The sequence below is a fragment of the Saccharopolyspora rhizosphaerae genome (assembly GCF_003931915.1).
Taxonomy (GTDB): Bacteria; Actinomycetota; Actinomycetes; order Mycobacteriales; family Pseudonocardiaceae; genus Saccharopolyspora; species Saccharopolyspora rhizosphaerae.
The window spans coordinates 70,753-84,846 of record NZ_RSAA01000035.1 but is presented as its reverse complement, the minus strand read 5'-3'; the positions used below and the strand labels follow the sequence as shown (position 1 = coordinate 84,846).

Below are 14,094 nucleotides of genomic sequence, written 5' to 3'. Positions count from 1 at the left end.
TCGAAGGATCCCTAGACTTCACAGGGTGACTCCTGCCGCGCTCGCTGAACTGGTCCGCAACACCGCCGTCGACGTGCTGTCCGCCCGTGGGCTGGACACGTCGGTGCTGCCCGAGGTTGTCACGGTCGAGCGCCCGCGGAACCCCGAGCACGGTGACTACGCGACCAACCTCGCGATGCAGGTCGCCAAGAAGGCGGGCGTCGCCCCGCGCGATCTCGCCACCTGGCTCGCCGAGGCGCTGGCCGACAAGGACGGCATCGACTCCGTCGACGTCGCCGGCCCGGGCTTCCTGAACCTGCGGCTCGCCGCCGACGCGCAGGGCCAGATCGTGCGGGAGGCGCTCAGCGCCGGCGCCGACTTCGGCACGGGTGACCTCTACAGCGGCCTGAAGGTCAACCTCGAGTTCGTCTCGGCCAACCCGACCGGTCCCATCCACCTGGGCGGCACCCGCTGGGCGGCTGTCGGTGACGCGCTGGGCCGGGTGCTCTCCGCGCAGGGCGCCAAGGTCACCCGCGAGTACTACTTCAACGACGCCGGGGCGCAGATCGACCGCTTCGTCAACTCGCTGATCGCCGCGGCGAAGGGCGAGCCCGCGCCCGAGGACGGCTACGGCGGCGACTACATCGCCGAGATCGCCGACCAGGTCGTCAAGGCCGAGCCGGGCGTGCTGGAGCAGCCCGAGGACGCGCGGCGGGAGACCTTCCGCCGCATCGGCGTCGGGTTGATGTTCGAGGAGATCAAGCAGAGCCTCAACGACTTCGGCACCGTCTTCGACGTCTTCTTCCACGAGGACTCGCTGCACAGCTCGGGCCAGGTCGAGGAGTGCCTCGACCAGCTGAAGGCCTCCGACCACCTCTACTACACCGACGGCGCCTGGTGGCTGCGTTCCACCGAGTACGGCGACGACAAGGACCGGGTGGTCATCAAGAGCGACGGGGCCCCGGCCTACATCGCCGGTGACATCGCCTACCTGCGCGACAAGCGTTCCCGCGGCTTCGACCTGTGCATCTACATGCTCGGCGCCGACCACCACGGCTACATCGCCCGGCTCAAGGCTGCTGCCGCGGCGCTCGGCGACGACCCGGCCGTGGTCGAGGTCTTGATCGGCCAGCTGGTGAACCTGGTGCGCGCGGGCAAACCGGTGCGTATGAGCAAGCGGGCCGGCACCGTGGTGACCCTGGAGGACCTCGTCGAGGCCGTCGGGGTCGACGCCGCCCGCTACTCGTTGATCCGCTCCTCGGTCGACTCGGCCGTCGACATCGACCTGGACCTGATCAGCAAGCGCACCAACGAGAACCCGGTCTTCTACGTGCAGTACGCGCACGCGCGCCTGTCGTCGTTGCAGCGCAACGCCGCCTCCCTGGGCATCGAGCGGGGAACCGTGGAGAATGCCGACCTGTCGCTGCTCACCCACGAACGTGAAGGCGACCTGATCCGCACCCTGGGCGAGTTCCCCCGCGTGGTGCGTTCGGCCGCCCAGTTGCGCGAACCGCACCGGGTGGCTCGGTACCTGGAGGACGTGGCCAGCGCCTACCACAAGTTCTACGACGCCTGCCGCGTGCTGCAGCCTGGTGACGACCAGGCGACCCCGCTGACCACCGCGCGGCTCCAGCTGTGCGAGGCCACCCGCCAGGTGTTGGCCAACGGTCTGGGCCTGCTCGGCGTGAGCGCGCCGGAACAGATGTAATCGCAGGTAGACGGGTTCCCTCGACGAAGAGGGAGCGTGCTGCCCACCTCACCGCCTGTCCAGCGGCAGGCTGCGCGAAGGAGCTTTGTCAACATGCGCGCCCATCCCGCCGGGCCGCGGCACGCCGAAGTCGTGCCGCCCGGCAACACCGCAGGACCGTCCCCGGCCAGCTCCGGGGAGATCGACCTGCTGCACCCGCACGTGTGGCCGCGCAACAGCGAGCGCGGCGCCGACGGCGTCGTCCGCGTCGCCGGTCTGGACGTCCGGGAGCTCGCCGAGCAGTACGGCACCCCGCTGTTCGTGCTCGACGAGGACGACTTCCGGTCGCGCTGCCGCGACTACGCGGAGGCCTTCGGCGACCCGGCCGCCGTCCACTACGCCTCCAAGGCGTTCCTGTGCACCGAGGTGGCCCGCTGGGTCGCCGAGGAGGGTCTGAGCCTGGACGTGTGCAGCGGCGGCGAGCTCGCCGTAGCGCTGCGCGCGGGGTTCCCCGCCGAGCGCATCACCTTCCACGGCAACAACAAGTCCGTGGCCGAGCTGACCGCCGCCGTGGAGGCCGGGGTCGGCTCGGTGGTGCTCGACTCGTTCCACGAGATCGCCCGGCTCGACCACATCGCCTCCCAGCGCGGCGCGAAACAGCGGGTGCTGGTGCGGATCACGGTGGGCGTCGAGGCGCACACCCACGAGTTCATCGCGACCGCGCACGAGGACCAGAAGTTCGGGTTCTCGCTGGCCGGCGGTCAGGCCGCCGAGGCCGTCTCCCGGGTGGTCAAGGCCGGCTCGCTGGAGCTGGTGGGCCTGCACAGCCACATCGGCTCCCAGATCTTCGAGGTGGACGGTTTCGAGCTGGCCGCGCACCGCGTGGTGCGGCTGCTGGCGGAGCTGCGGGAGGAGCACGGTGCCGAGGCGCTGGCCTCGGCCGACACCGTCGACCTCGGTGGTGGGCTGGGCATCGCCTACACCGCCGAGGACGACCCGATGCCCCCTGCGCAGCTGGCGAGCAGGCTCTTCGAGATCGTCAGCAAGGAAGCGGAGAACGCCGGCCTGCCGGTGCCCAAGATCGCGGTCGAACCCGGGCGCGCCATCGTCGGCCCGAGCATGATCACCGTCTACGAGGTCGGCACCATCAAGGACGTCGTGCTCGGTGCCGAGGCCGAACGGCGCTACGTCAGCGTCGACGGCGGGATGAGCGACAACATCCGCACCTCGCTCTACGACGCGGTCTACGACAGCCGACTGGTGTCCCGCTCAGCCGAAGCGGAGCCGGTGCTCTCCCGCATCGTGGGCAAGCACTGTGAGTCCGGTGACGTAGTGGTGCGCGATTGCTGGCTCCCGGAGGACATTGCTCCGGGAGACCTGCTCGCGGTGGCCGCCACCGGGGCGTACTGCTACGTGATGGCCAGCAACTACAACCGCCTGCCCAAGCCGCCGGTGGTTGCGGTTCGCGCTGGTCGAGCGCGATTGTTGCTGCGCAGGGAGACCGAGGACGACCTGCTCCGGCTGGAGGTGTGAGTGATCCGGGACCGTGAACCGATCAGGGTCGCGTTGTTGGGCTGCGGCACCGTGGGCACCGAGGTGCTGCGGCTGCTCCAGGACCAACCGGAGGAATTCGCGGCGCGAACCGGGGCCCCGATGCTGGTCACCGGCGTCGCCGTGCGACGGCCCCACAAGCATCCCGAGGTGCCCGAGCACCTGCTGACCACCGACGCGCAGGCGTTGGTGGAGGGTGACGTCGATGTCATCGTCGAGCTCATCGGAGGCATCGAGCCGGCCAGGTCGTTGCTGCTCACCGCGCTGCGCTCGGGCAAGTCGGTGGTGACGGCGAACAAGGCGCTGCTGGCCGAGCACGGCTCGGAGCTGTACGCGGCGGCCGACGAGGCCGGTGCCGACATCTACTTCGAGGCCGCCGTGGCGGGCGCGATCCCGCTGCTGCGCCCGCTGCGCGAGTCGCTCGCCGGTGACCGGATCGACCGGGTCATGGGCATCGTCAACGGCACCACGAACTACATCCTCTCGGCGATGGACTCCACCGGCGCCGGCTACTCGGAGACGCTCGACGAGGCCGGTCGCCTCGGTTACGCGGAGGCGGACCCGACGGCGGACGTGGACGGCTTCGACGCCGCGGCGAAGGCCGCCATCCTCGCGTCGCTGGCCTTCCACACCCGGGTCACGGCCAGCGATGTGCACCGCGAGGGCATCTCGGGGGTGACGCCGGGCGACATCGCCGCCGCGGCAACCCTCGACCGCACGGTGAAGCTGCTGGCGATCTGCGAGCGGGTGGTCGACGAGGACGGCAACGAGTCGGTGTCGGCCCGTGTGCACCCGGCGATGATCCCGCGCAGCCACCCGCTGGCCGGTGTCGGCGGGGCGTTCAACGCGGTGTTCGTGGAGGCCGAGGCCGCCGGTCAGCTGATGTTCTACGGCCAGGGTGCCGGGGGTGCGCCGACGGCGAGCGCGGTGCTCGGCGACCTCGTGGCGGTGGCCCGGAACCTGGTGGTGAAGGGCAAGGGGCCGCGCGAGTCCGCGCACGCCCAGCTGCCCGTGCAGTCGATGGGGCAGACCCCGACCCGCTACCACATCAGCCTCGACGTGGCCGACAAACCCGGTGTGCTGTCGCAGGTCGCGGCGACGTTCAACGAGCACGATGTGAGCATTTCGGTGGTGCGTCAGCAGGGCAGGGGTGCCGAGGCCAGCCTGGTGGTGGTCACGCACACGGCTCCGGACGCGGCACTGTCGTCCACAGTGGACAAGATCGCGCAACTCCCGATCGTGCGCGAAGTGGTCAGCGTGATGCGCGTGGAAGGTGAACCGACGTGACGAACATCCAGAGCGCTCCGGCGAAGTCCGGAGCCGGGTGGCCGGGCCTGATCGAGGCCTACCGGGACCGGGTCGAGGTCCCGGACGGGGCGCGCATCGTGACCCTGCAGGAGGGGAACACGCCGCTGGTCGCCGCTCCGCACCTGTCGGAGCGCACCGGGTGCACCGTCTACCTCAAGGTGGAGGGCGCCAACCCGACCGGTTCGTTCAAGGACCGCGGCATGACGGTGGCCATCACCCACGCGCTCGCCGAGGGCAGCAAGGCCGTCATCTGCGCCTCCACCGGGAACACCTCGGCCTCGGCCGCCGCCTACGCCGCGCGCGCCGGACTGACCTCCGCGGTCCTGGTGCCGCAGGGCAAGATCGCCCTGGGCAAGCTGGCCCAGGCCGTCGTGCACGGCGCGAAGATCCTCCAGGTCCAGGGCAACTTCGACGACTGCCTCGAACTCGCCCGCAAGACCGCCGCCGAGCACCCCGTCACGCTGGTCAACTCGGTCAACCCGGTGCGCCTGGAGGGGCAGAAGACCGCGTCGTTCGAGATCTGCGACGTGCTCGGGCGCGCCCCCGACATCCACTGCCTGCCGGTCGGCAACGCCGGCAACATCACGGCCTACTGGAAGGGCTACAACGAGTACCACCGCGACGGCATCACCGATTCGTTGCCGCGGATGTTCGGCTTCCAGGCCGCTGGTGCCGCCCCTCTGGTGCACGGCCAGCCGGTGGCCGAGCCGGAGACGATCGCGACCGCGATCCGGGTTGGCAGCCCGGCCTCCTGGGAGGGCGCTGCCAAGGCCAAGGACGCTTCCGAAGGCCTGTTCTCCGCGGTGACCGACGAGGAGATCCTCAACGCCTACCGGACCCTGGCCTCGCGCGAGGGCGTGTTCGTCGAACCGGCATCGGCCTCCAGCGTCGCCGGCCTGCTGGCGACCGCCGCCGACGGCCGCCTGCCGCAGGGCGCCGTCGTGGTGTGCACGGTCACCGGGCACGGGCTGAAGGATCCCGACACCGCGTTGGCGGGCATGGTCGAGGTCGAGCCGCTGCCGGTCGACCCGAGCGCGGTCGCCGACGCGTTGGAGCTGCGTTGAACTCGCTCCCGGTGCGCGCGGTGCGGGTCGAGGTTCCCGCGTCGACGGCGAACCTCGGCTCGGGCTTCGACGCCCTGGGCATGGCGTTGTCGTTGCACGACACCGTCTCCGCGCGCGTGGTCGACGGTCCAGCCGGCTCGGCCGCGGTGTCGGTGGTCGGGGAGGGCGCCGGTTCGGTGCCCGAGGACGAGCGGCACCTCGTGGTCCGCGTCGTGCACGACACCCTCGCGGAACTGGGGTTCCCGGCTCCGCCCGCGCTGGAACTGCGCTGCGAGAACAACATCCCGCACTCCCGCGGGCTGGGGTCCTCGGCGGCGGCGATCGTCGCCGGTCTCGCCATCGCCCACGGGTTGGCGGGAACGGACGTGCGCGCCGCGGAGCACGTGGAGCGCGCGCTGCACCTGGCCGCGGTTCGGGAGGGGCACGCGGACAACGTGGCGGCGAGCCTGCTGGGTGATTTCGTGGTGGCGTGGCGGGAAGCGGACCGCTTCCGCGCGGTGAGCGTGCCCGCCCACCCGGAGGTGTCGCCGATCGCCTTTGTGCCGCAAGGGGAATCGGCGACGCACGTGACGCGCGGGTTGTTGCCGGAGGAGGTTCCGCACGCCGACGCCGCGTTCGCGGCCGGCCGTGCCGCGCTCGCCGTGCAGGCGATCACGCGCGACCCGTCGCTGCTGTTGGCCGCGACCGAGGACCGGCTGCACCAGGACTACCGCGAACCGGCTTGGCCCGGGACCGTCGCGCTGGTGCGCGAGCTCCGTTCGCGCGGGATCGCGGCCGCCGTGTCCGGGGCGGGCCCGACCGTGCTGGCGCTGCCGGGCAAGAACGCGAACGCGCGGGAGTGCGCCCCGGCCGGGTTCGCGGTGCTGGACCTCCCGGTCGATCGCGAAGGGGCCCGCACCCGCGTCGAGGGATGATCTCCCTCCCGCTTTCGCGCCCGACCGCCCCGGGGCCTGCTCCGGCGCCAGGAGCGCTGGTCAGCAGCCCCGGGCGCGGCGGCTTCGCGAGAAGTGGTAGAAATGAAGTGTCGCCGACGGTCCGGCAGCGCGAGGCGCTGGGAGGCAATCACGCGGACCTGGTCTTCGCGATGGGTTCGCGATCGCTTCCGAGGTCTTCGCTCCGGGGAGTCGACGGCTTGATCTGCGCGGGCGCCACACGCCCAGGGGGTTGTTGCACCCGGACTACGGGGCGTCTACCCTCAAGGTCAATCAGTCACCGCGCCTAGGGCCGGTGCCGTACCCGGAACTTCGTTTTCCGGGGCGCATCTCCCGCTGTGAATTGGACTTCTCCCGACACGGGTGAAGATCAACTGAGGCGGGTCTGGCGATCGCGGTGACCGAGGCAGGAGTTGTCAACTCAAAGTGAGTTCGCTTCGGGATCATCGGCTCTGATCCGTTGCCGATGTCGGGGTGGGGGCCTTAAGTTCCACGGTGTGGCCCCCGAGGTGACCATGACGCCGACCCGGATCCTGAAGTTTTCCCGGTCCACCACCGGGGCAATCCGAGAGTCGGGGATTCCTGGAATGAGGCGGCAGGACGTGCATCGGCACGTGTGGATCGGAGTGGATGCGTCGCACATGGACCACGCGAGCCGGGTGCCTCCCACTGCCCGGTGCTGCTGGTTCCCCGAGCCAACGTCGAAGTCGGTGATGCTGCGTCCACGGGGCGAATCCGACCGGCGAAAGGGCTGGTAGCACATACCGGCCGTCCGCACTCAGATGAGCGGGCGGGCAATCCGCTGGGTCGCGTAGGAGGCGCGATCCGGTCAGGAAGGACATTCGTGAGCAACACCGAACTGTTGAGCAGCGAGGCCGCCAACGGCACCTCATCTGCTGGCCAGCAGGACGCCGAGGCCAACGGCACTCCGCGGCGACGCGGCGGACTCTCCGGCATGGTTCTTGCCGAGCTGCGCCAACTCGCGGGGGAACTGGGGATCGAGACCGGGGGCCTCCGCAAGGGCGACCTGATCGCCGCGATCAAGGAGAAGCAGGGGGGCGGCACCACGGCGCCGCGAACCCGCTCGACCGCGAAGAAGGCGCAGGTGCGCAGCGAAGAATCCCCCGCCAAGGCCGACCAGCCGACCCTCGACAGCAGCAACAACGAGGGTGAGAACGCCTCGCGCGACACCGCGGCCGAGTCGAACAACAACGGCTCCGCCCAGACGCGCACCCGCACCCGGCGGCAGTCCGGCGACAGCGGCGGCGACGACGACAACCGCCGCAGCAACAACCGCCGTCGCCGCTCCAGCGGGCGCAACAACAACGCGAACACCGAGTCGGGCGGTGGCGACGACCAGCGCGGCGGCGGCAACGAGCGCAAGTCGGACAACAACCGGCAGGACCGCGACAACCGGCAGGACCGCGACAACCGGCAGGACCGGCAGGAGCGGGACAACCGGCAGGACGATGACGACGAGGGCGGCCGCAGGGGCCGGGGACGTCGCTTCCGCGACCGTCGCCGCAACCGCGGACGCGGCGAAGGCGGCGAGCCGGAGGTCCGCGAGGACGACGTGCTGCTGCCCGTCGCGGGCATCCTCGACGTGCTGGAGAACTACGCCTTCGTGCGCACCTCCGGCTACCTCGCCGGCCCGAACGACGTCTACGTCTCGCTGTCGCTGGTGCGCAAGTACGGCCTGCGCCGCGGTGATGCGATCAAGGGCGTCATCCGCCAGCCCCGCGAGGGTGAGCAGCAGCGCCAGAAGTTCAACCCGCTGGTGCGAGTCGACTCCATCAACGGCCTGGAGCCGGACGCGGCCAAGAACCGCTCCGAGTTCCACAAGCTGACGCCGCTGTACCCCAACGAGCGCCTGCGCTTGGAGACCGAGCCGCAGAACCTGACCGGCCGGATCATCGACCTGGTGATGCCCGTCGGCAAGGGGCAGCGCGCGCTGATCGTCTCGCCGCCCAAGGCCGGTAAGACGATGGTGTTGCAGGCGATCGCCAACGCGATCACCACCAACAACCCCGAGTGCCACCTGATGGTCGTCCTGGCCGACGAGCGTCCGGAAGAGGTCACCGACATGCAGCGGTCGGTGAAGGGTGAGGTCATCGCCTCCACCTTCGACCGCCCGCCGTCGGACCACACCACGGTCGCTGAGCTGTCCATCGAGCGCGCCAAGCGGCTGGTGGAGATGGGCCACGACGTCGTCGTGCTGCTCGACTCGATCACCCGTCTCGGCCGCGCGTACAACCTGGCGGCTCCGGCGTCCGGGCGGATCCTGTCCGGTGGTGTGGACTCCACCGCCCTCTACCCGCCGAAGCGGTTCCTGGGCGCGGCCCGCAACATCGAGAACGGCGGTTCGCTGACGATCTTCGCCACAGCGCTGGTGGAGACCGGTTCGACCATGGACACGGTCATCTTCGAGGAGTTCAAGGGCACCGGTAACGCGGAGCTCAAGCTGGACCGCAAGCTCGCCGACAAGCGGTTGTTCCCCGCGGTCGACGTGGACTCCTCCAGCACCCGCAAGGACGAGATCCTGCTCTCGCCCGACGAGCTGGCCGTGACCCACAAGCTGCGCCGGGTGCTCGCCGCCCTCGACGCGCAGCAGGCGCTGGAACTTCTGCAGGACCGGCTGCGCAAGTCGCGCACCAACATCGAGTTCCTGATGCAGGTCGCCAAGACCACCCCGGGCAAGGACGACGACTGATCGTCCCTCCCGCGAAACGGGGCCCGCACCTCAACGGTGCGGGCCCCGTTTTTCGTGCCCGGGTGACAGGATGGTTCCCTGCTCGCTCGGCCGGGCGATGGCAGGAAGGTTCCCCTGCTCCACGCGGGCCGCGACCGCTGGCATGTTCCTCCCTCTGTGCGCGCCGGGCGGGTGAGAAGGGACGTCGCGCGAGTCGGGAGTGACAGGAAGGTTCCCCTGCTCGCCGGGGTGCCTCAGGGGGTGAGGCAGTCGGCCTCGTCGCGGGCTTGGCGAGTGCGCATCAGCGTCGCCGCGAGCAGGAGCGCGGCGATCGGGCCGACGATCAAGGCGGCCCCCAGCGGAACGGTGAAGACGTCCAGGGCGATCGCGCAGCCGATCATCACCAGTGGGTAGGCGACCCGCAGGCTCAGCCGTTGCCAGCGGAAGCTCCACCGGACGTGGCTGGCGCTGAACACCGCCAGGCCGGCGGCGAAGCCGAACAGCAGCGGAGCTGACAGCGACAGCTCGCTGCGCATCACCAGCTCGGGCCGCAGCACCATCTCGATGAGCGCGGCCACACCGGTCACGCTGCCCAAGAAGAGCAGGGGAAGGGACACCCACGACCGGACCGTGAGTCTTCCCAAGACGGCGCACAGCAGCACGGAGAGATGATGAACGGTGTTCACGGGGTTGTGCAGCTGGATCGGGGGCGGTCTCGCCGGGCGGTTGGTGTGCTGCGCCAGGCGGTCGAACCGGCACGACGAGCGGTGCCGGGAATACGGGTCCGGACACCTGCGTTGCAGGTCGCGTGCCGTGGTCTGGCACAATCGAAGGCTGGTTCCGGTCCCGGTTCACCACGTCGCGACGGGCACGTGGACCCGGCGGCCAAGTCGAGAGGAAAAGCCGTTGAAGAGTGGCATTCACCCCGATTACGTGGTGACGCAGGTCAACTGCGGTTGTGGCAACAGCTTCACCACCCACAGCACCCGCAAGAGCGGTCAGATCACCGTTGAGGTCTGCTCGAACTGCCACCCGTTCTACACGGGCAAGCAGAAGATCCTGGACACCGGTGGTCGCGTGGCCCGCTTCGAGGCCCGTTACGGCAAGCGCAAGAAGTAGCTGCGCCGACGGCGCCCGCCCTCCGCTGCACGCGTGAGGGCGGGCGCCGTTGTTGCGTGAGGGCCGTCTCGACCGGGGCGGCTTCGTCGAGACCGACTTCAAGCCGTCAGGAAAAGGGTCGTCCGTGGAGACATCGAAGCTCGAAGGTCTGCTGGCCGAGTACGAGGACCTGGAGAAGCGGCTGGCCGATCCGAGCGTGCACGGCGACCAGGCCAACGCCCGCAAGCTCGGCCGCCGCTACGCCGAGCTCACCCCCATCGTGCGCACCTCCCGCGAGCTCGACCAGGTCCGCTCGGACCTGGAAACCGCTCGGGAACTCGCCACCGAGGACGAAGGGTTCGCCGCCGAAGCCGAGCGGCTCGCCACGCGCCTGCCCGAGCTGGAGGACAAGCTCACCGAGCTGCTCCTGCCCCGCGACCCGCACGACGGGTCCGACGTGGTGCTGGAGGTCAAGTCCGGCGAAGGTGGCGAGGAGTCCGCGCTGTTCGCGGGCGACCTGCTGCGCATGTACCTGCGCTTCGCCGAGCGCCAGGGCTGGCGGGCCGAGGTTCTCGACGCCACACCCTCCGACCTCGGCGGGTACAAGGACGCGACCGTCTCGATCAAGGCCAAGGCCGGTGACACCAGCCCCGACGGTGTGTGGGCGAAGATGAAGTTCGAAGGTGGCGTGCACCGCGTGCAGCGCGTGCCGGTCACCGAGTCCCAGGGCCGCGTGCACACCTCCGCCGCCGGTGTCCTGGTCTACCCCGAAACCGAAGAGGTCGAGGTCGAGGTCGACGAGAAAGACCTGCGCATCGACGTGTACCGGTCGTCTGGGCCCGGCGGACAGAGCGTGAACACCACCGACTCGGCGGTCCGCATCACCCACCTGCCGACCGGCATCGTCGTCTCCTGCCAGAACGAGAAGTCGCAGCTGCAGAACAAGCTGCGCGCGATCCAGGTGCTCCAGGCCCGCCTGCAGGCGGCCGCCGAGGAGGAAGCCGAGCGCGAAGCGGCGGAGACGCGCCGCAGCCAGGTCCGCACGGTGGACCGGTCGGAGCGGATCCGCACGTACAACTTCCCGGAGAACCGCATCTCCGACCACCGCATCAACTACAAGGCGTACAACCTCGACCAGGTCCTCGACGGGGACCTGGATGCGGTGCTGGACGCGCTGCTGGCTGCGGATCGCAACGAGCGGTTGGCGCTCTAAGCTGATCGACGTGACCCGACAGCCATTGCGCCTGGCCATCCTGGAGGCCGAGCGCACTCTCGCGGCGGCGGGCGTGGGGAGCCCGCGCACCGACGCCGAGCTGCTCGCCGCGCACTTGCTCGGCGTCGAGCGCACCAAGTTGATGCTGGTGCCGCTGGTGGACCCGCCGGTGGTGCAGGCGCTGCAGGACCTGGTGCGCCAGCGCGCTGCGCGGGTACCGCTGCAGCACCTGACCGGCCGCGCCTCGCTGGGGCCCGTGGACCTGGACGTCGGGCCGGGTGTGTTCGTCCCCCGACCGGAGACCGAGCTGCTGGTCGAGTGGGGCGCGGCTGTGCTCGACGAGGTCGACAAGCCCACGGTCGTCGACCTGTGCACGGGGTCGGGTGCGCTGGCCCTCGCGTTGGCCCACGCCCGCCCGGACGCCGCGGTGCACGCCGTCGAGAAGGACCCCACCGCTCTGGCGTGGGCCCGGCGCAACGCTGAGCGCCGGTCCGAGGCCGGTGACACCCCGATCGCGCTCTACTCCGGCGATGTCACCGACCCGATGCTGTTCATGGAGCTGGAGGGGCTGGTCGACCTGGTGGTCTGCAACCCGCCCTACGTCCCCGACGGAACCCCGGTGCCGCCGGAGGTGCGCAACCACGATCCGCACGACGCGGTCTTCGGCGGCAGGGACGGGCTCGACGTCGTCCGGCACGTGGTGGCCTGCGCAGCCCGCCTGCTCAAGCCCGGCGGCGGCGTGGCCATCGAGCACGACGACACCCACGGCGGCTCGGTGCCCGCCCTCCTGCGGGCCCGCAGGGTCCTCACCGACGTCCGGGAGCACCCGGACCTCGCCGGGCGCCCCCGCTTCGCCACCGCACGCCGCACCCACCCGGAGTGACAGGAAGGTTCCCTTCCTCGCGTCGAGCCGGGGACCTCCCCCGCCTGACCGCGTCGGGTGAGCGGAAGGTTCCCTTGCACAGGTCACGGCGTGCTGCTGGTGTCCTCCGCGGCGTCGTCCTTGGCCGGTTCGTCGGATCCTTCGGGGCGGGCCGAGTCCGGTCGCTCCGCTTCCGAGGCGTGCTTCGTGCCCTCTGAGGCGGCGCCGACCTTGAGGAACCGGGTCGGTGCTTCCACGGTCGCCTTCTTCTCACCGCCGCCGTCGGTGTCGTCGCCTCGATCGTCCGAGGTGCTGGGTCCGACTGAGGTGTCGGAGTCTGCTTCAGCGGTGTCGGCTTCGTCCGAGGAGCGGTCGGTGGCCTCCTCGGTCCGCTCATCCGAAGCCTCCTCCCCACTGGAGTCCTCGTGGCTGGACTCGGCCGTGGTGGGCTCCTCCGTGGTGGCCTCGGTGGTCGCACCCTCCTCGGCGGTGGCTTCCTCGCTGACCTCTTCGGCAGCGGCCGTGTCGTCGGAAGCGGACTGCTCGGCCGCGTTTTCGTCGGTGGTCGGCTCGGCGTCGTCACCCTTCTCGGGGGACGCGGTGTCGGAGCTGATCTTCACCTTCCGGGTCGGACCGTCCGCGCTCTGCACTTCGTCGGCTTCCTCCGACGCGGAGGCCTCGTCAGCCGCTGCCGCGTCCGCTGCTGCGGGGGTCTTGATCCGGCGGGTGGGGGCCTCGGTGGTCGCATCCGGCTTGGACGCGCTCCCGGCGCCGTTCGCCGGTGCCACTGTCGGCGTGTTGACGGCGTTGACGAACTCGCGCAGCAGGGCGTTGAACTCGGTGGGCCGTTCGCGGTTCGGCCAGTGGCCCGCCTGCGGCATGACGCGCAGCTGCGCGCCGGGGATCGCGCGGGCGACCTCGTGGGCGGAGGCGACGGGCACCAAGGCGTCCTTCTCGCCGTGGATCACCGTCACCGGGCAGGCGATCCGCGGGAGCTGCGGCACGTGGTTGATGGTCATCGACCGCCGGTTGATGGCATCGGCGTGCCAGTCGGCGAACACCGACCGGCGGGCACCGGCTTCAGCCCGGACCTCGTCGATGATGGACTCCAAGTCGCTCACCGAGGACGCGTCGGCGAAGAAGACCTTGTTCAGGGCCAGGCGCACCAGTGAGCGGTTGGCGCGCAGCATCGTGGCGGCCGCCCGGCCGGTGAAGCCGGCACGCATGAGCAGGTAGGTCATCAGGTGGTGGGGCATCCGGTGCTGCACGCCCGTGCTGTCGACCAGGGCCAGCGCGCGCACCCGCTGCGGGTGGCGCAGCGTGAAGCCGGTCGCGATGCTGCCGCCCATCGACAGACCTACGAGGGTGGCCTGCGGGACCCGCCAGGCGTCGAGCAGCCAGCGCAGCACCTCTTCGAAGGTGCGCTGGTTGGCGCGGCCCCTCCATTCGGTGCTGCCGCCCTGACCAGGCAGGTCGGGAGCGTAGACGCGGTGGTCGGCGGCCAGGACCTCGATGGTGTTGCGCCAGCTGATCAGGGCGTTGTCAGGGCCGCCCCCGTGCAGCAGCACGATCGGTGGGCCGTCCGTTCCCGCCTCGTAGTAGCGGATCTTGCCGGCCGGGAATTCGATCTGGTCGACCTCAACACCCTGGGGTGGGGCGGTCATCAGCGTTCTCCTCATTCCTGTTCTCGATCGGCGCCCGTGTCCGGCAG

At 70.4% G+C, this 14,094-nt stretch carries 11 protein-coding genes; 9 read left to right on the top strand and 2 right to left on the bottom strand.

Going from position 1 to position 14,094, the window contains the following annotated elements:
- Window positions 1-25: 25 nt before the first annotated feature.
- From argS to rho, 6 genes are all read left to right on the top strand, one after another.
- A complete protein-coding gene (argS, locus tag EIL87_RS23360) occupies window positions 26-1,687 on the top strand; it encodes an arginine--tRNA ligase (protein ID WP_125092742.1) in 1,662 nt (553 codons plus the stop codon).
- 93 nt (window positions 1,688-1,780) lie between these two features.
- Window positions 1,781-3,199 (top strand): diaminopimelate decarboxylase, encoded by a 1,419-nt coding sequence (gene lysA / locus EIL87_RS23355; protein ID WP_125092741.1) that lies wholly within the window; start codon window positions 1,781-1,783, stop codon window positions 3,197-3,199.
- Window positions 3,200-4,504, top strand: a complete 1,305-nt coding sequence (locus tag EIL87_RS23350) for a homoserine dehydrogenase (RefSeq protein ID WP_125092740.1) — start codon at window positions 3,200-3,202, stop codon at window positions 4,502-4,504.
- Window positions 4,501-5,589, top strand: a complete 1,089-nt coding sequence (thrC, locus tag EIL87_RS23345) for a threonine synthase (protein ID WP_199740582.1) — start codon at window positions 4,501-4,503, stop codon at window positions 5,587-5,589. The genes EIL87_RS23350 and thrC overlap by 4 nt, the downstream gene beginning before the upstream one ends.
- Window positions 5,586-6,503: a homoserine kinase gene (thrB, locus tag EIL87_RS23340; protein ID WP_233576524.1), complete on the top strand. Its 918-nt coding sequence runs from the start codon at window positions 5,586-5,588 to the stop codon at window positions 6,501-6,503. The genes thrC and thrB overlap by 4 nt, the downstream gene beginning before the upstream one ends.
- Window positions 6,504-7,365: 862 nt before the next feature.
- Window positions 7,366-9,231 carry a transcription termination factor Rho gene (gene rho, locus EIL87_RS23335; protein ID WP_125092739.1) on the top strand — a complete coding sequence of 622 codons (1,866 nt, stop codon included), beginning with the start codon at window positions 7,366-7,368 and terminating at the stop codon, window positions 9,229-9,231.
- 233 nt (window positions 9,232-9,464) lie between these two features.
- On the opposite strand, the gene EIL87_RS23330 is transcribed toward rho, so the two are convergent.
- Window positions 9,465-9,797, bottom strand: coding sequence for a hypothetical protein (locus EIL87_RS23330; protein ID WP_233576616.1), 333 nt, complete (start codon window positions 9,795-9,797; stop codon window positions 9,465-9,467).
- Between the two features lie 319 nt (window positions 9,798-10,116).
- On the opposite strand from EIL87_RS23330, the gene rpmE reads away from it, so the two are divergent.
- From rpmE to prmC, 3 genes are all read left to right on the top strand, one after another.
- Window positions 10,117-10,329: a 50S ribosomal protein L31 gene (gene rpmE, locus EIL87_RS23325; protein ID WP_125092737.1), complete on the top strand. Its 213-nt coding sequence runs from the start codon at window positions 10,117-10,119 to the stop codon at window positions 10,327-10,329.
- Between the two features lie 124 nt (window positions 10,330-10,453).
- The gene (gene prfA / locus EIL87_RS23320) at window positions 10,454-11,521 is read left to right on the top strand and encodes a peptide chain release factor 1 (protein ID WP_125092736.1); all 1,068 of its coding nucleotides are present in this window, start codon (window positions 10,454-10,456) and stop codon (window positions 11,519-11,521) included.
- Window positions 11,522-11,531: 10 nt separating this feature from the next.
- Window positions 11,532-12,404: a peptide chain release factor N(5)-glutamine methyltransferase gene (prmC, locus tag EIL87_RS23315; RefSeq protein ID WP_125092735.1), complete on the top strand. Its 873-nt coding sequence runs from the start codon at window positions 11,532-11,534 to the stop codon at window positions 12,402-12,404.
- 83 nt (window positions 12,405-12,487) lie between these two features.
- On the opposite strand, the gene EIL87_RS27595 is transcribed toward prmC, so the two are convergent.
- Window positions 12,488-14,047, bottom strand: coding sequence for an alpha/beta fold hydrolase (locus EIL87_RS27595; RefSeq protein ID WP_233576522.1), 1,560 nt, complete (start codon window positions 14,045-14,047; stop codon window positions 12,488-12,490).
- Window positions 14,048-14,094 lie beyond the last annotated feature (47 nt).

Bases quoted from the DNA above. Each gene is read 5' to 3' on its own strand.
- lysA (WP_125092741.1), top strand. From the start codon at position 1,781: ATGCGCGCCCATCCCGCCGGGCCGCGGCACGCCGAAGTCGTGCCGCCC.
- EIL87_RS27595 (WP_233576522.1), bottom strand. From the start codon at position 14,047: ATGACCGCCCCACCCCAGGGTGTTGAGGTCGACCAGATCGAATTCCCG.